The organism is Magnetovibrio sp. PR-2, assembly GCF_036689815.1.
GTDB lineage: Bacteria > Pseudomonadota > Alphaproteobacteria > Rhodospirillales > Magnetovibrionaceae > Magnetovibrio.
This window is the reverse complement of the sequence record NZ_JBAHUR010000003.1, coordinates 271907-292737: the sequence shown is the minus strand read 5'-3', so window position 1 is coordinate 292737 and position 20831 is coordinate 271907. Positions and strand designations below refer to the sequence as shown.

Annotated in this window: 19 protein-coding genes and 2 tRNA genes; 1 reads left to right on the top strand and 20 read right to left on the bottom strand. The window is 54.5% G+C overall.

Features of this window, described 5'->3' with window-relative positions:
- Positions 1-9: 9 nt before the first annotated feature.
- The 12 genes from nuoK to V5T82_RS06230 form a co-directional block, all read right to left on the bottom strand.
- Positions 10-318, bottom strand: coding sequence for an NADH-quinone oxidoreductase subunit NuoK (gene nuoK / locus V5T82_RS06285; protein WP_332894757.1), 309 nt, complete (start codon positions 316-318; stop codon positions 10-12).
- Complete coding sequence (locus tag V5T82_RS06280; RefSeq protein WP_332894756.1) at positions 318-923, bottom strand: NADH-quinone oxidoreductase subunit J; 606 nt, start codon at positions 921-923, stop codon at positions 318-320. The genes nuoK and V5T82_RS06280 overlap by 1 nt, the downstream gene beginning before the upstream one ends.
- A 13-nt stretch (positions 924-936) precedes the next feature.
- Positions 937-1425, bottom strand: a complete 489-nt coding sequence (nuoI, locus tag V5T82_RS06275) for an NADH-quinone oxidoreductase subunit NuoI (RefSeq protein WP_332894755.1) — start codon at positions 1423-1425, stop codon at positions 937-939.
- 16 nt (positions 1426-1441) lie between these two features.
- A complete protein-coding gene (nuoH, locus tag V5T82_RS06270; protein WP_332894754.1) occupies positions 1442-2458 on the bottom strand; it encodes an NADH-quinone oxidoreductase subunit NuoH in 1017 nt (338 codons plus the stop codon).
- A complete protein-coding gene (nuoG, locus tag V5T82_RS06265; protein WP_332894753.1) occupies positions 2451-4520 on the bottom strand; it encodes an NADH-quinone oxidoreductase subunit NuoG in 2070 nt (689 codons plus the stop codon). The genes nuoH and nuoG overlap by 8 nt, the downstream gene beginning before the upstream one ends.
- Before the next feature lie 72 nt (positions 4521-4592).
- A complete protein-coding gene (gene nuoF / locus V5T82_RS06260; RefSeq protein ID WP_332894752.1) occupies positions 4593-5840 on the bottom strand; it encodes an NADH-quinone oxidoreductase subunit NuoF in 1248 nt (415 codons plus the stop codon).
- Positions 5841-5843: 3 nt separating this feature from the next.
- Positions 5844-6446, bottom strand: a complete 603-nt coding sequence (gene nuoE, locus V5T82_RS06255) for an NADH-quinone oxidoreductase subunit NuoE (protein ID WP_332894751.1) — start codon at positions 6444-6446, stop codon at positions 5844-5846.
- A complete protein-coding gene (locus V5T82_RS06250) occupies positions 6443-7621 on the bottom strand; it encodes an NADH-quinone oxidoreductase subunit D (protein WP_332894750.1) in 1179 nt (392 codons plus the stop codon). The genes nuoE and V5T82_RS06250 overlap by 4 nt, the downstream gene beginning before the upstream one ends.
- Positions 7622-7624: 3 nt before the next feature.
- Entirely contained in the window at positions 7625-8245 is a 621-nt protein-coding gene (locus tag V5T82_RS06245) for an NADH-quinone oxidoreductase subunit C (protein ID WP_332894749.1), read from the bottom strand.
- A gap of 40 nt (positions 8246-8285) precedes the next feature.
- Positions 8286-8849: a NuoB/complex I 20 kDa subunit family protein gene (locus V5T82_RS06240; protein WP_332894748.1), complete on the bottom strand. Its 564-nt coding sequence runs from the start codon at positions 8847-8849 to the stop codon at positions 8286-8288.
- Positions 8840-9208 (bottom strand): NADH-quinone oxidoreductase subunit A, encoded by a 369-nt coding sequence (locus V5T82_RS06235; RefSeq protein WP_332894747.1) that lies wholly within the window; start codon positions 9206-9208, stop codon positions 8840-8842. Before V5T82_RS06235 ends, V5T82_RS06240 begins: the two co-directional genes overlap by 10 nt.
- A 435-nt stretch (positions 9209-9643) precedes the next feature.
- Positions 9644-9720: transfer RNA gene (locus V5T82_RS06230), tRNA-Asp, on the bottom strand.
- A 230-nt stretch (positions 9721-9950) separates the two neighbouring features.
- Here V5T82_RS06230 and V5T82_RS06225 point away from each other — a divergent pair.
- Positions 9951-10562: a D-sedoheptulose-7-phosphate isomerase gene (locus tag V5T82_RS06225; RefSeq protein WP_332894746.1), complete on the top strand. Its 612-nt coding sequence runs from the start codon at positions 9951-9953 to the stop codon at positions 10560-10562.
- Here V5T82_RS06225 and V5T82_RS06220 read toward each other — a convergent pair.
- From V5T82_RS06220 to clpX, 8 genes are all read right to left on the bottom strand, one after another.
- Complete coding sequence (locus V5T82_RS06220) at positions 10559-12757, bottom strand: ATP-binding protein (protein WP_332894745.1); 2199 nt, start codon at positions 12755-12757, stop codon at positions 10559-10561. The genes V5T82_RS06225 and V5T82_RS06220 overlap by 4 nt on opposite strands.
- Positions 12758-12863: 106 nt before the next feature.
- Positions 12864-14264, bottom strand: a complete 1401-nt coding sequence (locus tag V5T82_RS06215) for an L-serine ammonia-lyase (protein WP_332894744.1) — start codon at positions 14262-14264, stop codon at positions 12864-12866.
- A gap of 9 nt (positions 14265-14273) precedes the next feature.
- Positions 14274-14987, bottom strand: a complete 714-nt coding sequence (locus tag V5T82_RS06210) for a sensor histidine kinase (RefSeq protein ID WP_332894743.1) — start codon at positions 14985-14987, stop codon at positions 14274-14276.
- Between the two features lie 104 nt (positions 14988-15091).
- Entirely contained in the window at positions 15092-15931 is an 840-nt protein-coding gene (locus V5T82_RS06205; RefSeq protein WP_332894742.1) for a hypothetical protein, read from the bottom strand.
- A 149-nt stretch (positions 15932-16080) separates the two neighbouring features.
- Positions 16081-16156: transfer RNA gene (locus tag V5T82_RS06200), tRNA-Val, on the bottom strand.
- Between the two features lie 122 nt (positions 16157-16278).
- Entirely contained in the window at positions 16279-16551 is a 273-nt protein-coding gene (gene hbs, locus V5T82_RS06195) for a non-specific DNA-binding protein Hbs (RefSeq protein WP_332894741.1), read from the bottom strand.
- A 278-nt stretch (positions 16552-16829) separates the two neighbouring features.
- Positions 16830-19244 carry an endopeptidase La gene (lon, locus tag V5T82_RS06190; RefSeq protein ID WP_332894740.1) on the bottom strand — a complete coding sequence of 805 codons (2415 nt, stop codon included), beginning with the start codon at positions 19242-19244 and terminating at the stop codon, positions 16830-16832.
- A 286-nt stretch (positions 19245-19530) separates the two neighbouring features.
- The gene (clpX, locus tag V5T82_RS06185; RefSeq protein ID WP_332894739.1) at positions 19531-20796 is read right to left on the bottom strand and encodes an ATP-dependent Clp protease ATP-binding subunit ClpX; all 1266 of its coding nucleotides are present in this window, start codon (positions 20794-20796) and stop codon (positions 19531-19533) included.
- Between the last annotated feature and the right edge of the window lie 35 nt (positions 20797-20831).

The window sequence follows — 20831 nt, the reverse complement described above, 5'->3', positions numbered from 1 at the left end:
TACGTCCCCTCAGCCCTTCATGGAGTTGATGTCATCAACCGCGATGGAGCCACGGTTGCGGAAGAACACCACCAAGATGGCGAGACCGATGGCGGCTTCAGCGGCAGCGACGGTCAGGATGAACAAGGTAAACACCTGCCCCACCATGTCGCCGAGTTCCACGGAAAACGCCACGAAGTTAATGTTGACCGCAAGCAGCAACAGTTCGACCGACATCAAGATGACGATCACGTTCTTGCGGTTGAGGAAAATTCCAAACATGCCGGTTGCGAATAAGATCGCGCCGACTGCCAGATAATGTGCCAGACCGATATCCATCAGATGCCCCTCCCGCTTTCGACTTTCTTCAGCTCAACAGACTGGTTGGGGTCGCGCGCCAACTGTGCGGCGATGACCTGTTTCTTGCTGTCGGGGCGCTTGCGGTGCGTCAAAACGATGGCACCGATCATAGCGACCAACAGGACAAGACCTGCGGCTTGGAACAGATAGATGTATTTGGTGTAGATCAACAAACCCAGCGACGTCGTGTTGTCCACGCCTGTGGGTATGGCGTCTTGAACGTTGGCGGCGGCTTCGGGTGCAAAGTGCCACGCTAAGCTGGACGCCAGCAATTCACCGGTGAAGATCGCAACCACCAGCAAACCCAGCGGCAAGTAGCCCGCAAGCTTTTGCTTCATTTCCACCACGGCCACGTCCAGCATCATGACGACGAACATGAACAAGACCGCAACGGCGCCGACGTAGACGACAATCAACAGCATGGCGATGAATTCCGCCCCGGCCAGCACGAACAGTGCGCCTGCGTTGAAAAACGCCAAGATGAGGAACAACACCGAATGAACCGGGTTGCGTCGCGTGACCACCAAAACGCCGGAAACGACGCAGATGGTTGCGAACATGTAAAAAACGAGTGCTTCAATCATATCTTCTGGCTCCTCAGCGATATGGCGCATCGGCACGCAGGCGAAGGTCCAACTCGACCTCCCAACGTGCACCATTGGCCAGAAGTTTGTCTTTGTCGTACATCAACTCTTCCCGAGTTTCCGTGGCGTATTCGAAGTTCGGACCTTCGACAATGGCGTCCACCGGACAGGCTTCTTCGCAGAAACCACAGTAGATGCACTTGGTCATGTCGATGTCGTAGCGCGTGGTGCGACGGGACCCGTCGTCACGCGGCTCGGCTTCGATGGTGATGGCTTGCGCCGGGCAGACCGCTTCGCACAGTTTACACGCGATGCAGCGCTCTTCCCCATTGGGGTAGCGGCGCAGCGCGTGCTCACCGCGAAAACGCGGGCTCAGCGGGCCTTTTTCATATGGATAGTTCAGCGTCACTTTCGGACGGAACATATAACGCAGCGTCAGCATCATGCCTTGCAGCAGTTCCACCAGCAAAAATGCCTGAATGTGTCGGTTGATGAAGCTCATTTTATCATTCCCCTCCTCAACCTGCGTTCGGCAGCAAATCGAAGGTGACCAGCACGCCCGACACGATCACTACAGCCGCCAGCGACAACGGCAGGAACACTTTCCAGCCCAGACGCATCAGTTGGTCATAGCGATAACGCGGGAAGCTTGCACGCACCCAGATGAAGATAAACAACAAGGCCGCAATCTTGATCACGAACCAAACCGGTCCAGGGATCAGGTTGAACGGCGCAATGTCGAACGGCGGCAGCCAGCCGCCCAAGAACAAGACGGTGGTCATGCCACACATCAAGATCATGTTGGCGTATTCGCCCAAGAAGAACAGAGCGAACGTCATGGCTGAATATTCGACGTTGTAACCGGCCACAAGTTCCGCTTCCGCTTCGGGAAGGTCAAACGGGTGACGGTTGGTTTCCGCCAAGGTCGAGATGAAAAACACCACAGCCATGGGCAGCAACGGAATGACGAACCACATGTCGCGCTGGGCCTCGACGATGTCGGTGAGGTTCAACGAACCCACACACACCAAGACCGAGATGATCACAAAGCCCATGGAGACTTCGTAAGAAACCATCTGCGCGGCCGAGCGTAGCGCGCCCAAAAATGCGTATTTGGAGTTCGACGCCCAGCCTGCCATCAACACGCCATACACGCCCAAGGAGCTAATGGCGAACAGATACAAGATGCCGACGTTGATGTCCGCCAAAACCAAACCTTCACCGAACGGAATAACCGCCCAAGCCACAAGGGCTAAGAAGAAGGTCAGCATGGGGGCGACCAAGAACACCGCGCGGTTGGCGGATGAAGGAATAATCGTTTCCTTCAAAAACAGCTTCGCACCGTCGGCCATGGGTTGCAGCAACCCAAAGGGCCCCACAACGTTCGGGCCACGGCGCAACTGCATGGCGCCAATAACTTTGCGTTCAGCGTAGGTCAGATACGCCACGGCCAAAAGGAGAGGCACGACGATGACAAGGATCTTTATCACGATCCAAATCAGCGGCCACAGGTAGTTGTCCCAAAGTTCAACCATCGGTGCCGGTCCTTTCCGTCTCGCTTCCCTCACCCAACAGCTCTGCCGTGCAGGCCGCCATGGTTTCAGAAGCGCGTGAAATCGGGTCGGTCATGTAATAGTTCCGAATATGCGATGTCAGCGGTTTCGAATTGAGCTCACCCGCCGTGCCGAAATCAGCCCAGTCTGCGACCAGGATTTCGTCGGTGGTGGCGAACACAGAGTTCAGTGCAGCCATACGTGCGCGCACATCGGCGAGCGTGTTGTAGGACAAGGTTTTGCCCAGCTCACCCGACAAGGCGCGAACGATGGCCCAGTCTTCTTTGGCCGCGCCCGGCGGGAACACGGCCAGGCTGGTGCGTTGCACGCGGCCTTCGGTGTTGACGAAGGTTGCGTTTTTCTCGGTATAGGCGGCACCCGGCAAGATGACGTCGGCCAAGTGTGCGCCGCTGTCGCCGTGGTGGCCTTGGTAGATGATGAAGGTGTCCGAAAGCTTCGCCGCTTCCATACCGTCAGCACCCAACAGATACAGCACTTCGACTTTGCCGTCGCCGCAAGCATCCAAGATGCCTTGGGTGTCCAGACCGCCTTCGCCCGGCACAAAGCCGATGTCCAATCCGCCGACGCGCGATGCTGCGGTTTGCAACACGTTAAAGCCGTTCCAGCCGTCTTTGACCATGCCCGTCGCGTCCGCGATGGACTTAGCAGCAGCCAAAAGGGCTGCACCGTCGGCGCGCATCAAAGCGCCTGCGCCGACGATGATCATCGGTTTCTCGGCACCCTTCAGGACTTCTGCAAAGGCATGCTTGCCCGAAGCGATGTCGTTCAAGACGTTGGCATCGCCACCAAAGTGTTCGGTTTTGTAGGTCAGATCCGCATCCGGGCCAACCACACCGACGCTTAAGCCGCCTTCGAGGTAACGTTTGCGGATGCGGGCGTTCAAGACCGGGCTTTCGATGCGCGTGTTGGAGCCCACGATCAAAATGGCGTCGGCCTCTTCAATCCCGGCAATGCTGGAGTTGAAGATGTAGCTGGCGCGAACGGTTGGGGCCATGGCGCTGCCTTCTTGGCGGCAATCCATATTTTTGGAGCCCAAACTTTCCAGCAAGTCTTTCAATGCCGTCATGGCTTCGACGTCCACCAAGTCACCGGCGAGTGCGGCGATTTTGGAACCGTCCAAGCCGTCGACTTTGGCTTTGATGGCCGCAAAAGCGTCGTCCCAGTTGACCGGGGTCAGTTTGCCGTCTTTTTTGACGTACGGACGATCCAAACGCTGACGGTTCAGACCGTCACAAGCAAAGCGCGATTTATCGCCCAGCCATTCTTCGTTCACATCGTCGTTCAAGCGCGGAATAACGCGCAGCACTTCGCCGCCGCGTGCATCAACGCGGATCGCCGCGCCCAAACCGTCCAGCACATCGATGCTTTCGGTCTTTTTCAGCTCCCAAGAGCGGGCTTTGTAAGCATACGGCAAGTTGGTCAGCGCACCGACGGGGCACAAATCGATCATGTTGCCTGAAAGCTCAGACTTGATCGTGTTTCCGACGTAGGTGCCGATTTCTAAGTGTTCACCCCGGAAGGTGCCGCCCAGCTCCGACGTGCCCGCGATGGAGGACGAGAACCGCACACAGCGCGTACAGTGAATGCAGCGCGTCATTTGCGTGCGGATCAGCGGTCCGTAGTAGCTGTCTTTGACCGCGCGTTTTTCTTCGTCGTAGCGGCTTTCGCCACAACCGTAGCCTACCGCTTGGTCTTGCAGGTCGCATTCGCCGCCTTGATCGCAGATCGGGCAGTCCAGCGGGTGATTGATGAGCAAGAACTCCATCACCGCTTCGCGCATCTTTTTGACTTTTTCCGTGTTGGTGTGGATCACCATACCGTCGCCCACAGGCATACAGCATGACGCGACCGGCTTCGGTGCGCGTTCCATTTCCACCAGACACATACGGCAGTTGCCGGACAGTGGCAGTCGTTCGTGATAACAGAAACGCGGGATTTCAATCCCGGCCTGTTCGCAAGCCTGCAGCACAGTCATGCTGGCGTCGACTTCGATTTCCTGTCCATCAATGGTGAGCTTTGGCATGGCTCCCCTTCCTCTAACTAATCTTATTCGGCCGCGTCGGCAGCAGGTTTGGTTCCGGCTTTCGCCAAGATCTTAATCTTCCATTTCATGACGGAAATGTTTGATCAGACCTTGGATCGGCCAAGCGGCCGCGTCGCCAAGGGCACAAATGGTGTGACCCTCGATCCGGCGGGTGACGTCTTCCAACAAATCGATTTCGTCGATGGTGGCGTTGCCTTCGTTAATGCGTTCCATCATGCGCCACATCCAGCCCGTACCTTCACGGCACGGGGTGCATTGGCCGCAGCTTTCATGCATGTAAAAACGGCTGAGGCGCGTAATCGCGCGCACCATATCGACGGATTGGTCCATAACGATGACCGCAGCCGTGCCCAAAGACGAGCCGTGCTCCTTCAAACCGTCATAGTCCATCAAAGCACTATCGCATTGGCCTTTGGTCATGACCGGAACCGAAGAGCCGCCGGGAATGACGCCTTTTAAGTTGTTCCAGCCGCCAACAATGCCGCCGCAGTGCTTTTCGAGCATTTCCTTCATGGGAACGCCCATTTCTTCTTCGAAGGTGCACGGGTTGTTGACGTGGCCGGACACACAGAACAATTTCACGCCCGTGTTATTTTCCCGGCCCAAGCCCGCAAACCAAGCCCCGCCCCGGCGCAGGATATCCGGCACCACAGCGATGGATTCCACGTTGTTCACCGTCGTCGGGCAACCATACAAGCCACAGTTCGCGGGGAACGGCGGTTTTAAGCGCGGCTGACCTTTTTTGCCTTCGATACTTTCAATCAAGGCACTTTCTTCGCCGCAGATGTATGCGCCGGCGCCTAAGTGAATGTAGATGTCGAAGTCATAGCCGGATTTGCAGGCGTTTTTGCCAACAAGGCCTTCGGCATAGGCTTCGTCGATGGCTTTTTGTAAAGCTTCGGCTTCGCGATAGAACTCACCGCGCACGTAGATGTAACACGCATGTGCGCCAATACCGACGGACGCCAGCAAAGCGCCTTCGATCAGTTTGTGCGGCTCAGCACGCAGGATTTCGCGGTCTTTACACGTCCCCGGTTCGCCTTCGTCAGCGTTGATGACCAGATAGTGCGGACGACCGTCGCTTTCTTTGGGCATGAAGGACCACTTCATACCCGTGCCAAAGCCAGCACCGCCGCGACCACGCAGGCCGGACGTCTTCATTTCGTCGACGATCCATTCGCGCCCCTTAGCGATCAGGTCCTTGGTGTTGTCCCAGTCGCCGCGCGACATGGCGCCTTTGACGCCGGTGTCGTGGATGCCATAGATGTTGGTGAAGATGCGATCACGATCATGAAGCATGGCTCATTCCTCCCCAGTCAGGGTGGTCAAGCCACCAGCCGGTTGACAGCCAACACGCAGACCGGACTGAACACCCGTTGTCGGCTGCTCGCCCTTTGCCAACGCGTCCAAGACCTTTTCCGTAGTTTCCCCGGTCAGGTCTTCGTAATAGTCGTCGTTGATCTGCATCATCGGTGCGTTGACGCAGGCACCTAAGCATTCGACTTCCAAAAGCGTGAACGCGCCGTCCTCGGTGGTTTCGCCATTGCCGACGCCGAGTTTCTTCTTGCACGCCTTGAACACATCGTCGGAGCCTTTGATGAGGCAAGAGATGTTGGTGCAGACCTGAACGAAGTTTTTGCCCACGGGTTTTAAGTTGTACATGGTGTAGAAGGTCGCGACCTCATACACGCGGATCGGGGCTAAGCCCACCATATCCGCCACCACGTCCATGGCTTCGCGCGGCAACCAGTTGTCGTTTTGGCGCTGAGCCAGGGTCAACAACGGCATGGTCGCGCTCGCTTCGCGGCCTTCGGGGTATTTCGCCAGAATGGCTTTCGCCGCTTCTAGGTTTTCGGGGCTAAAGGCGAAGTCTACGCCACCCTCTGTAATTGGAGTCTCACTCATCGATCGATCTCACCAAACACAATATCAATAGAACCGATCACAGCGACCGCGTCGGCCAGCATGTGACCTTTGCACATGAAGTCCATGGCTTGCAGGTGCGCAAACCCAGGGGCGCGGATTTTACAGCGATACGGTTTGTTGGAGCCGTCAGACACCAAAAAGACGGCAAATTCGCCCTTGGGTGCTTCGACAGCGGTATAGGTTTCACCTTCGGGCACGTGCATGCCTTCGGTCATCAGTTTGAAGTGGTGGATCAGCTGTTCCATCGACTTCTTCATCTCTGCGCGCGGCGGGGATGCGACCTTACGGTCTTCAGTGATAACAGGGCCTTCGGGCATTTCGTTAATGGCTTGCTTGATGATTTTCAAGCTTTCGCGCATTTCCAGCATGCGGATGTAATAGCGATCATAACAGTCGCCGTGCTTGCCCACCGGAATGTCGAAATCCATCTTCTCATACGCGTCGTAGGGCTGCGATTTACGCAAGTCCCAAGCAACGCCCGATGCCCGCAGGTTCGGGCCGGTAAAGCCCCAATCCAACGCTTCGGCTTCGGAAACGATGGCCACGTCAACGGTCCGCTGTTTGAAGATACGGTTGTTGGTCAGCAACGTTTCCATGTCGTCGATCATCTGCGGGAACTGATCGGCCCACGCCAGGATGTCTTCGGCCAGGCCTTCGGGCATGTCACGGGCCACACCGCCGACGCGGAAGTAGTTCATGTGCATGCGCGCGCCACAGACGCGTTCGCAAAATTCCATCAAACGTTCACGATCTTCAAACGCCCAAAGCATGGGCGTCATGGCACCGACGTCCATGGCGTAAGACGAAACGTTCAAGATGTGGTTCAAGATGCGGCCGATTTCGCAGTACAGCACGCGAATATATTGGGCGCGTTCCGGAACCTCGATGCCCAAAAGCTTTTCGGCTGCCAAGACAAATGCATGTTCTTGGTTTTGCGGCGCCACATAGTCCAAGCGATCAAAATACGGCGTCGCTTGTTGGTAGGTTTTGTTTTCAATCAGCTTTTCGGTGCCACGGTGCAGCAAACCGATGTGCGGGTCGGCACGGTCGACGATTTCGCCGTCCATTTCCAACACCATGCGCAAAACGCCGTGTGCCGCCGGGTGTTGCGGGCCGAAGTTCAGCGTCATGTTTTTAATTTGGTTTTGCGACATAGCTTAAGCCTCCCCTTCTTCCGCTTGCTGTTCGGCTTTCTCGTCACCCGGCAGCGTGCGCGGCACGCCTTCCCACGGGCTTTGGAAATCGAACGAGCGGAATTCCTGGGTCATTTTCACCGGCTCATAGACAACACGTTTTTTCTCATCGTCGTAGCGCATTTCAACAAAACCCGTCAGCGGGAAGTCTTTGCGCAGCGGATGGCCTTGGAAACCGTAATCCGTCAGGATGCGGCGCAGATCCGGATTGCCTTCGAACGGCACACCGAACAAATCCCAGCATTCACGCTCAAACCAGCCAGCGGTGGAAAACACACCGACAACGCTTGGCACAGGCTGACCTGCTGTGCGCACCTTCACACGGATGCGGAAGTTGTGCGTCATGGACAGCAAGTTGTAGACCACCTCAAAACGTTCTTCACGTTCGGGGTAATCAACACCGCAAAGGTCCAGCAACTGCTTAAATTGGCAGTTCACATTGTCACGCAAGAAGGTCAAAACACGTTCGATATCGTCGCGCATGACTTCGATGGATAGCTCACCACGGCTCTCGGACGTGTCCAGAACGGACTCCTTGAGCGATAAGGTGATGACTTCTTTTAGTTCTTCAAGGGCTGGATCCATAGGTCCAAAAACTCCCAGTTTGTCTTTTCAGACGAAAGCCTTAGCGAAACAGCGTCCCGGTCCGCTTAATCTTCTTTTGCAGCTGCAAGATGCCGTAAATCAGCGCTTCAGCCGTGGGCGGGCAGCCCGGCACGTAGATGTCTACCGGAACCACACGGTCACAACCGCGCACCACCGAATAGGAATAGTGATAGTACCCACCACCGTTCGCGCACGAGCCCATGGAGATCACCCACCGGGGCTCTGACATTTGGTCGTAAACTTTGCGAAAGGCCGGGGCCATTTTGTTGGTAAGCGTACCGGCGACGATGATCACGTCCGACTGGCGCGGGCTCGGGCGCGGTACGACGCCCATGCGGTCCAGATCGTAACGGCTCATATACGCGTGGATCATTTCCACAGCGCAGCACGCCAGACCAAAGGTCATGGGCCAAAGCGAACCGGTGCGCGCCCAGTTGACCAACTTGTCAACATTAGCGACGACAAAGCCACGCTCGTTCAGCTCGTCTTGAACTTGGGCCAAGATGGCGTCTTGTTCCAATCCCGGGGGGATGGGCTGAAGCTCAGCGCTCTGTGCTTGGCTGGGTTTGGTGTCTACTCCCATTCCAGAGCTCCCTTCTTCCATTCATAAATAAAGCCGATGGTGAGAACACCCAAAAAGATCATCATGGACCAAAAGCCCAACAGGCCTATGGCGCCCAAGTTCGCCGCCCAGGGGAACAAGAACGCGACTTCAAGGTCGAAGATGATGAACAAGATGGCCACAAGATAAAAACGCACATCAAACTTGATGCGCGCGTCTTCGAACGCTTCAAAGCCGCATTCGTAGGCCGAATCTTTTTCGGGGTCCGGTTTTTGGCGGCCGATAATCCAGCTGGCCGCGATCATAAAGACCGCCATGACACCAGCGATGCCGATAAATACCAAAACCGGGAAATAATCAGATAAGAGCGCTTCGCTCATAATGGGGCTCCCGCCGAGACGTTAGCTGGGGAGGCCTAAAACGAATACCACGTTGTGCTTGTTTATCAAAAGAGATTTCAGGGCGCTAAGCGCTTTTTTACATCTCAGAGCACAAGCAGGCTGTAGCCGCTTTAGTTCTTCGGAACTCCCCAGGCCGTTCCGTTGCTGTTCTTTGTCTAAAAGAGTTCGTGCACCGTTGTTGTATTAGCATTTGGTGCGACTCACTCCCCTTTCGAGGTTCGGATTATATAGAGTATTTCCCTCAAAACACCTATCCCCGATTGGGTAGGCACACACTACCCAGTTTTACGGTTCATTCAAGTCCAGAATGAGAATTCCACACAGATTATTTGTGCGGCGCAATATTTGAGTCATTTTTAGGGGTGATAAAGCAAAAAACCGCAACCCAAGGGCTGCGGTTTTTTAGGCTTGGAATGGCGGGAGTGACGGGACTCGAACCCGCGGCCTCCGGCGTGACAGGCCGGCGCTCTAACCAACTGAGCTACACCCCCATGCCTTTCCGAGGCTTCGAAGTTTGGAACATGTCCGCCGTTCGAAGTGGCGTTTATGTAAAGCAGCCCCGGGTGGGCGTCAAGCGATGATATGGCGTTTTTTTCAAAAAAAATTCACATCGCCTGGAACAACCAGGAAACTCCCCGTTTCAAAGCCTTGCCAAGGGGATCGGAAGCATGCAATGTCAGGGCCTTGAGCCCCCTTACAGAGTAAAAGTTCGGAAAACATCGTGAGCCAAACCGATTTACATGCCAGTTCCCATGCCCGCATCAAAGCCGTCTTTCGCGAATCAGCCGACGTGAAAAGCCAAATCGCCGACAGCGACGCCCCTGAAATCCTCGCGCGCATGGCACAAATTGCCGGAAATTGCGTCAAAAACGGCGGTAAAATCATGTTTTGCGGCAACGGTGGCTCTGCGGCTGACGCTCAGCACATTGCCGCTGAGCTTTTGGTGCGTTTGCGCTCCGACCGCGATCGTGGCGCCCTGCCCGCGCTGACGCTGGCCCAAGACCCGTCCACCATGACCGCCTGCGGCAATGATTACGGCTATGACTATATTTTTGAACGCACCCTGCGCGGTCTCGGCCAAAAAGGCGACGTTTTGGTGGGCATCACCACGTCGGGCAACTCCGGCAATGTGATTAAGGCCATGGAAGCGGCCAAAGAAATGGGCATCACCGTATTTGGCTTCTTAGGCGGCACAGGCGGCAAAGCCGTGCCCTTGTGCGACGAAGCCTTCATCGTCCCCGCCAAAGACACCGGTCGCATCCAAGAAGCCCACATCACCGCAGGTCATGTGTTGGTGGAGTTGATTGAAGATGTGTCAGGCGCTGTCAGCTAATCCGCCAACGGCACGTCAAAGTAAAACGTTGTGCCTTGATCTGGTAGGGTTTCGAAGGCGATGTTGCCTTCGTGCTTGTCGATGATGGTTTTGCAAATACTCAGCCCCAGTCCCGTTCCGGTTTGAGCCCGCTGGTCGGACCCATCTTCTTGTGAAAACCTGTCGAACACGTGGTCTTGGAAGGCTTCGGGGATACCGAGCCCCTTGTCTTTCACACTCACGCGGCCATGCGTTCCCGTGTTTGTGATGGAAATCACCACCTCTTCCCCTTTGGGCGAAAACTTGGCTGCATTGGACAACAGGTTGGACAGCACCTGGATCAGGCGGATTTTATCACCTGAGACGTAAGCCTGGTCCAATGGCTCGTCCAATTTAAACAGCACGCCATATTCTTGGGCGTACCCTTCGTTCACGGCAACGCCCTTTTGCACCAGCTCAGACAGCTCAAACGTTTCCATGTGGAATTCCATGGTGTCGGACTGAAGCTTTTCCAAATCCAAGATGTCGTCAATCAAGGTGGCCAGCTGGTGCACATTGCGCTCGGCAAGGCCCAACAGCTCGGTAGCTTTGGGCTCCAGCTGCCCTGCGACGCCACCCAGAACAAGTTCAAGCGAGCCTTTGATGGAGGTCAGCGGCGTGCGCAGTTCGTGGCTGACGGTCGAGATCAGTTCCGACTTGGTGCGCTCGATATGCTCGCGCTCTGTTATGTCTTGAACAATGGACCAGATGTAATCCTCTCCATCCGCTCCGCGGGTGACGGCACCGTTGAGCATGACGGGAACCTTTTGGCCGTTTTTGTGAATGTAGTGCTTTTCATAAGGCCCGTAAGCGCCGGTTTGTTCCATGGAGTTAAGCTGTTCCATCTCCTGAGGCTCGAACGAGCGCGGCGTTAAGTCCCAATAGGTCAGGCTCTTGGCTTCGGAGTGGGTGTAACCGATAATGTCTAAATAGGCCTGGTTGGCCTCTACCAAGGACCCATCCATGCGGCACAGCGCAAAACCCACGCGTGAGGCCTCAAAGATCGAACGGTATTTTTCTTCACTTTCTGTCAAGTCCCGCGTGCGCTGCTCCACCCGGTCAGCCAACAGCGCGCGTTCGCGCTGAAGCTCTTGCACCGCCTGGCGTCGGGTGGTGTTGGAATGAACCAAACTGGCCAACAAGACGGCAATCAACAGCATGACAATGGCAAACGCCAGGATCTCGCGTTTGTACATCTCCCCAAAGGACGGTTCGTAATTGTGGATATGCGCCTGTAGGGGCAATTGATCGCGTTCTACCCCCCACTTATCCATGGCTGCGTAGTCGTAATAGATCCCAAAGGGGGATACGTTCGAACCTTCTACGTTCAAAATGGTGTCCACGACCCGTTTCCCAACCCGTTCGCCCGACAACAGATAACCACCCAGCGTACCGCTACCCAACAACACCCGCCAATGGCTGAACATGGGCACGTTGGCTCTGTCGGCAATCAAGCGGGCCGCCTGATAAGGCTTCATGCGGTTGCCGTTTCCGTCGGAAAACACCAAAGCATAAAAAATTGCGCTGTCTTCAGGCAGAAAGGCGACACGCTCCAACAGCTCATCCATGGGCAGGCTCAGCAGAAATTCGGTTTTAAAGCCAACATTGATGTCAGCAAGGGCTTCGCGAACCTTGCCGACACGGGCTTTTTCCCACTCAGAATTGGCATCCGCGACCACGTACACGGTTTTGGGCTTCACCAACCGGTCCACTTCCAAAAGGGCATTGGAGAAGTCCAGGCCGATGGACAAGCTGTTCACATTTGGCAGTTTAAAGCCCCGCTCAACGATCAGCCGCTCAGCCGTTTGCAACAGGTTGGGACGATCATGAAGAAACTGGGCGGCGTGATAGCCTTCGGTCACAATGAGATCAATGGATTTGTCGGCATATTTCGCTTCTAAAAACGCTGCGAACGCAGGGTGAAAGCTTTTCCCCCGAAACCGCTGAGCATCCAAACTTTCCATGAAGATTTGCAGACGGTTCCCCGTTCTGCGGTTTTCATCTTCCAGACCTTTTCGGATATGTTGCTGCCAAGGCATGCCGTCATGAAGCGTGGAAAGCACCAATACACGCTTTTGCACATCGCGGGCCTCTGTAGAGCCCACAACACAGACACTCATCACAACCCAAAGGGCCGCAACAAGCCAAATCCCTACCTTTTGGTTGGTCGTGTCCATTCTCGTCAACGCCTGGGTTCCCGATTATTGTAGAAGCACCCGGGTTATTCCTCACATGAATATGTAAGGGATTGCGGAGCCCTTCACAACATGGAACGTCAAATCGCTAGCATTCCACCACATTGACGGCCAGACCACCCTGAGACGTCTCTTTGTATTTGGACTGCATATCCAGCCCGGTCTGGCGCATGGTTTCGATCACTTGGTCGAGGCTGACAAAGTGAGAGCCATCCCCCTTAAGTGCCAAGCGCGCGGCGTTGATGGCCTTAATCGCGCCCATGGCATTGCGTTCGATACACGGAATTTGCACCAAGCCGCCGATGGGATCGCAGGTCAGGCCCAAATTGTGCTCCATTCCGATTTCAGCGGCGTTTTCGATTTGTTCATTGGTGCCACCCAGGGCAGCCGTAAGCCCCGCTGCCGCCATGGAACACGCCACGCCAACTTCGCCCTGGCAGCCCACCTCAGCCCCCGAAATCGAAGCCCGGGTTTTATACAGCACACCTATGGCTGCAGCTGTGAGCAAGAAGTCCCGCACACCGCCGCGCGGACTGGGTGCGCGGTGCGGGCAGAAGCGTTCGTAGTAGCGAATAACGGCTGGAATAATACCTGCCGCCCCGTTTGTCGGCGCCGTGACCACTTGTCCGCCGGACGCGTTTTCTTCGTTCACCGCCAAAGCGTATAAATTCACCCAATCCATAATCGTCAGCGGGTCAGTCAGGGCCCCTTCGGACTTGGCTTGCAAATCGTCAAACAAGCTTTTGGCGCGCCTGGGCACGTCCAAACCACCCGGCAAACGGCCCTCTGCTTTCAGCCCCCGGTCGATGCAGCCGTCCATGACCGTGTGGATTTGATCTAAAAAAGCCAAGGTTTCATGTTCGTCACGCCACGCCGTTTCGTTGGCCAACATGATTTCAGCGATGGATAGGTTTTCTTCCACGCACAGCTCCAACAGCTCTGCGGCGGACGAAAATGGATAGCGCAGCCGGATGTTGTCGGCGGAAGAATAGGTGTCGGTGTGGCTGTCGCCCTCCTCCACCACAAAGCCGCCGCCGATGGAATAAAACACGCCTGAGCGCAACAATTGTCCGTCACCATCGAAGGCTTCCAAGCGCATGGCGTTGGTGTGACGCTGCAACACTTCCGTGCCCAAAAAAATGATGTCGGCTTCCATATCGAAAGCTATGGATTTCTCGCCACCAAGCCTGAGGGATTTGTTTGTTTGAACATCTTCGACGATGGCCGGAACGTCGCATGCCTCAATGGATCGGGGGCGTTTGCCCGACAGGCCCAACACGACGGCCTTATCCGTGTGGTGGCCGCGCCCGGTCAGCGCCAACGAACCGAACAGTGTGACGCTCAAACTTGCCGTCGACGAAAGTTGGCCGACCGCACCCAATTCGGAGACAAAACGGTAGGCTGCCCGCATCGGCCCAACCGTATGCGAGCTCGACGGGCCGATGCCGATGGAAAACAAGTCGACGACGCTGAGGTTCGCTTGAGCCATAGTTTGTACTTAGTCTTTGGGCAGGCGGATACAAGCCACAGTTCCGCCCTGAGGGGCATTTTCAATTTCCAAGCGCCCGCCCAAAAGCTTGGCTTTTTGACGGACCAAGTGCACACCTTGGCCCCAGCAGCGTTGCTCTGACGTTGAGGACAGGTTGGGCGCGTCTTCAACCTGCATCATGCGCATCAAAATCGAGGCCGGAATACCTTTACCGGTGTCTTGGATCACCAAGATGATGCCTTCGTTGTGAATGTCGACTTCCCCCTTGATCTTCACCTTTCCGCCCCGTGGCGTGAACTTCAAAGCGTTTGCGATCAAGTTGGTCATCATTTCATAAAGCAAGACCGGATCGGTCACCAATGTGGGGAACTTTTTGGAGACATCCAGCACCAGTTCAACCCCGCGTTCCAGAGCCAAACCTTCGAAGGTTTGCAGCAATTCATCGGCAAACGGCTCGAACTTAAATTTTTGTTTTATCACCCGGGGCTCGCCGCGCACGGCTTCGTCCAGCACACGCTCGGTAATTTCCAAAAGGCGTTTGGTGGAGGCATGCAAACGCTGGGCATAGTCCTGAGCCTGCTCTTCGGACAATTTGACCTTGTCGGATTTGCGCAAAAACGAGGTATAGCCAATCATCGCCGTCAACGGCGTGCGGATTTCATGGGCGAATTCTCGCAAAAGTTCATGTTCAAGCTCGGGCTTGTCTAAAGGGTCTTGTGACATGCACTTTTCCACTCTCATACGCATTTGTTGCGTTTCAAGCACCATAGCCTACTTTGATGGTCGTTGGCACGCCTTGAAATTATGAATTGAATTTATCTTTTGTATTATTCAGCACCACGATCTTTGAAAAATTCGGACAAAAATCGCCCGGTTAACGGATAGTCAGATTTTGAATGCGCCAACATCAAATGCTTGAGGATTTTGTCACCTTCAATCAACGGATCGGTGAGTTTGTAGCAGTTTGCCAACAACGCCAAATCGACGTCTTTAGCATTTTGATACGTGTCGAAGGTGCGCCCCACGTTGTTACCTTGATTAACGATTTGACGGATCGCCGTGATTTGCTTGTTCAGCGCGTTCGCATTGATGCCGAAAAAGTTCCGCAGCAATATATTGTCATCCGCTGTCGGCGCGATGTAATCGTTAGAAGGTTTGAGCAAATGGGCAAAGTTCTGGGCACTTGCCTTATTCTTGGCTTTGATTTGCGTGGCCTTTTTGCGCCATTGTTCTTCACTCATCGCACCGGGGCCGAACTTCGGCGTGTCGTCACTTTTAAACATGGCCTTCAAACCTTTCGGTTTGGGCTTTGGTTTAGGCGGTATGGCCTTTTGCGCCATGGTGTCGTCCCAAGACGACTTCCACGATTCCCATAGATGTGTGCGGCCATTATCGGTGTCTAAAAACGCCCGGAGGAAATTCGCACGTTCTTCCGGTTCTTGGTCGTCCATACGATGGTAAACAGCCCGCATACGGTCCGACATGTTGGGTATAACAATCTTTCGCGCGACAGCTTCATAAAGCGCGGCAAAGTCTTTGGACAAAACGAACGGCGGCTTGCGCTCTTCTGGCAAAGTTTTTGGAATTCCGTTGATCAGCACCAACAGTCGTTTGTGAATCCACTGCCACATTTCATCGGCAAAGATCTCTTCGTTTGATTTGTCCAATTTTCCCTCGAGCAGGTCTTGTTTCGCACGTTTAAAGCATCTGATCAGGATAAGAACAGGCTGTATAAAATGGAACAGCAAAAGTGTGATAAAATGCTTTTTTTCATGAAAAAAGGCCTGACGGAATTCATCGTCAGGCCTTTTGAATATGGTGGGCGATGACGGGCTCGAACCGCCGACCCTCTCGGTGTAAACGAGATGCTCTCCCAACTGAGCTAATCGCCCTTAAGTGCTTTTGAGGGGCGCACACTACTGTGCCCGGGACTGGATGACAACCCCTCTCTTTCACAGAACGAAAAACGGCCGTCTCAATTCAGAGACGACCGTTAAATCGTTCAAACGCTGTCTTAGTTGACGGCGTCTTTCAAAGCTTTACCAGCTTTGAATTTCGGCTGTTTAGAGGCCGGAATTTGGATGGTTTCACCGGTGCGCGGGTTGCGACCCGTGGAAGCAGCGCGGTTTGCGACGCTGAACGTGCCGAAGCCGACCAGGCGAACTTCGTTGCCGTCTTTCAGAGAGCCGGTGATGGCTTCGAGAACACCGTCGACAGCTTTGGTAGCGTCTGCTTTGGAAAGCTCGGTGCTGGTAGCGACAGCGGCAATCAGATCATTCTTGTTCAACTTAAGGCCCCCTTTATAAATCAAGGATTGGTGGTTTAGAAAAGCGCCGCGTGGGCGCTGTGATTCGTTGATGACGGATTTAAGGCCGAAAAGCGTTTTTCGTCAATCGCACATATAGACTTTTCCCCAGTTTTTTGCGGGTTTCAGCGCTTTTTTTAGCTTTTTCCACACCAGCCCCAATATTCCTGACAAAATCCTGACAAAAAAGCCCCCGGCGAAGTTAGTTTTTCGCCGGGGGCCGTTTGTTTTGTAAAGGATTCTGCGGTTTTTCAGCACGATTAGTGCGTGATGACGTCGCCCGTATCCGAATCGGTCGAGCCAGAGGCCACAGCCGCGTCGACTTCGTCCTCATTCCACTCAATGGGCTCGAGTTTTTCAGCCAAGGCGTGTTCCAAAACTTCCGCAACGTAGGACACCGGAATGATTTCCAGCCCCTTCTTCACGTTGTCGGGAATTTCAGCCAAGTCCTTTTCATTGTCTTGCGGAATCAGCACCGTTTTGATGCCAGAACGCAGCGCCGCCAACAGCTTTTCTTTCAAGCCGCCGATGGGCAGAACGCGCCCGCGCAAGGTAATCTCGCCGGTCATGGCCACATCTTTGCGAACGGCTACGCCTGTCAGCACGGACACGATCGACGTCACCATACCAACACCTGCGCTTGGTCCGTCTTTCGGCGTCGCCCCTTCGGGAACGTGAACGTGGATGTCGCGTTTGTGGAACACGGGCGGTTCGACCCCAAATTCGGTGGCTTGGGACTGAACATAGGATTTGGCCGCTTGGATGGATTCCGTCATCACATCACCCAGTTTACCGGTGATGGTCATGCGGCCTTTTCCTGGAACCATGAGTGCTTCGATCTGCAAGATCTCGCCGCCCACTTCAGTCCAAGCCAAGCCCGTGGTGATGCCGACTTTGTCTTCTTCTTCCAATTCGCCATAGCGGAAGCGTTTAACGCCGGAATATTTTTCCAGATTGCGCGACGTGACCTTGATGTGATCAACGTCTGCTTCCATCAAAATCTCTTTGGTGGCTTTACGCGCCAGTTTAGCGATTTCACGTTCCAAGTTCCGCACACCGGCTTCGCGGGTGTAGTAACGGATCAAGTCACGCAGCGCACCGTCGGAAATGGACCACTCGCCCTCTTTCAGGCCGTGGGCATCCAACTGCTTGCGCAGCAAGTGGCGCTTGGCGATTTCGACCTTTTCGTCTTCGGTGTAACCCGACAGACGGATGATCTCCATACGATCCAGGAGCGGTCCCGGCATATTCATGGTGTTGGCAGTGGTGACGAACATGACGTCCGACAAATCGTAGTCCACTTCCAAGTAATGATCGTTGAACGTCGAGTTTTGCTCGGGGTCCAAGACCTCCAACAGCGCAGATGCCGGATCGCCGCGCCAGTCCGAGCCCATCTTGTCGATTTCATCCAACAAGAACAGTGGGTTCGAAACTTTGGCTTTTTTCATGCCGTGGATGACTTTACCGGGCATGGAGCCGATGTAGGTGCGACGGTGACCGCGGATTTCGCTCTCATCACGTACGCCGCCCAAGGACATGCGCACAAATTTGCGGCCTGTGGAGTGGGCAATGGATTTACCCAAGGACGTCTTACCGACACCCGGCGGGCCCACCAAGCACAAGATCGGACCTTTGAGCTTTTTGGTGCGGGCCTGAACGGCCAAGTATTCCAAGATGCGTTCTTTGACTTTTTCCAAGCCGTAGTGATCGGCGTCCAGAACGTCTTGGGCTTTGTTGAGGTCCTTTTTGACCGGAGACTTTTTCTTCCAAGGAATGCCCAGCATCCAGTCCAAATAGTTACGCACCACCGTGGCTTCCGCCGACATGGGCGACATGGCTTTGAGCTTCTTCAGCTCGGCCATACATTTTTCACGCGCTTCTTTGGACAAGCGGGTTTTCTTGATCTTTTCTTCCAGCTCGGCGTTTTCGTCCTTGCCTTCTTCGCCCTCGCCAAGTTCTTTTTGAATGGCTTTGAGCTGTTCGTTCAAATAGTACTCGCGCTGGGTTTTTTCCATCTGGCGTTTGACGCGGGAGCGGATTTTCTTTTCAACCTGCAGGACGCCGATTTCGCCTTCCATATAGGAATAGACGCGCTCTAAGCGCTCACCTGTAGTTTGGATTTCCAGCAATTCCTGCTTTTCGGAAATCTTCAACGCCAAGTGCGACGCCACCGTGTCGGCAAGCTTCGACGCGTCTTCGATTTGGTTGATGGACACCAGGGCTTCAGGCGGGATTTTTTTGTTGAGCTTGATGTATTGCTCAAATTCCGTCACCACCGAGCGCGACAGAGCTTCCAGCTCTTTTTCGTTGCCTTCTTCTTCGTCGATGAATTCGACTTCGGCTTGGAAAAAGTCTTCGTTCTCGCCGTATTTCTGGATTTTGGCGCGACGACCACCTTCAACCAAGACCTTAACCGTCCCGTCGGGCAATTTCAGCAATTGCAAAACCGTCGAAACGGTGCCGACTTCGTAGATGTCTTCCGGTTGCGGCTCGTCTTGCGCGGCGTTCTTTTGCGCGACCAGCAAAATCTGCTTGTCTTCGCGCATGACGTCTTCCAGCGCTTTAACCGATTTTTCGCGGCCCACAAACAGGGGGACGATCATGTGCGGGAACACCACAATGTCGCGCAACGGCAAAACGGGGAGCATATCGTTTTGAGATATAATGTCGCTCATATCGATACGAAGTCCTTTAACAAAAAAGTGGATGCGGCCTTGTTGAGTATGTATTGGCCTTTTCGGGGGGGGGTGTTCTTCAAAAGATGGACCCGATTAGCACCTTCTGCAAGGGCTCACGGGGCAAAATTTCGTGTTTTGAGGCAAATAATGGGGATAAAGGGCCGAAAACAGGCCTTTCATGAAGAAAAAAAGACGAAACCGCCGAGAATTTTAGCTCTCGGCGGTCGTTTAAGGGGCTGAAGTGCCCGATTCTTGTGTCAATCGAGTATCTAGTAGACGCAGCCTAAGCGCTAGATTCGACTTCTTCGCTGCGATCGGCGTAGATAAACAGCGGTTTGGCGCCTTCGTTGACGACTTCGCGGTTGATGACAACCTCTTCCACACCATCGAGACCCGGCAGTTCAAACATGGTGTCCAGCAAGATGCCTTCCATGATGGAGCGCAAGCCACGGGCGCCGGTTTTGCGTTCGACCGCTTTTTCGGCGATGCTCATCAACGCACCCTCGGTAAACGTCAGCGAGACGTCTTCCATTTCAAACAAACGCTGGTATTGCTTGACCAAAGCGTTTTTCGGTTCGGTTAGGATGGTGACCAGAGCCTCTTTGTCCAAATCTTCCAAAGTCGCCAAGACCGGAACACGGCCGACGAATTCAGGGATCAGGCCGAATTTCAACAGATCTTCGGGCTCCAGTTCGCGCAGGACCTCGCCAACACCACGTGCGTCCGGTGCTTTCACATCGGCGCCAAAGCCGATGGACGAGCCTTTGCCACGCATGGAGATGATTTTGTCCAAGCCCGCAAACGCGCCGCCACAGATGAACAAGATGTTCGTCGTGTCCACTTGCAAGAATTCTTGCTGCGGGTGCTTGCGTCCACCTTGAGGCGGAACGGAGGCCACGGTGCCTTCCATGATTTTCAACAAAGCTTGCTGCACACCTTCGCCCGAAACGTCGCGGGTGATGGAGGGGTTGTCGGATTTGCGGCTGACTTTATCGACTTCATCAATGTAGACGATGCCGCGCTGGGCACGCTCGACATTGTAGTCGGCGGACTGCAACAGCTTCAAAATGATGTTTTCAACGTCTTCACCCACGTAACCGGCTTCGGTCAGGGTTGTGGCGTCGGCCATGGTGAACGGAACGTCCAAAATGCGCGCCAACGTTTGCGCCAGGAGCGTTTTACCGCTACCCGTCGGGCCCAACAGCAAGATGTTGGACTTCGCCAATTCGACGTCGTTGTTTTTACCGGAATGGCCCAAACGTTTGTAGTGATTGTGAACCGCGACAGACAGGACGCGCTTGGCATAGGTCTGACCGATGACGTAATCGTCCAGAACGTCGCAAATTTCTTTCGGTGTGGGAACGCCTTCGCCGGATTTCACCAAAGAGCTTTTGTGCTCTTCGCGGATGATGTCCATGCACAGCTCAACACATTCGTCGCAGATGAAAACCGTCGGGCCGGCAATAAGCTTGCGGACCTCGTGCTGGCTTTTACCGCAAAACGAGCAATACAGCGTGTTTTTGGAATCACCGTTCGTGGACTTGGTCATGTGTTCTCCGTTTTTTTTAGCCCCCACCCATTACG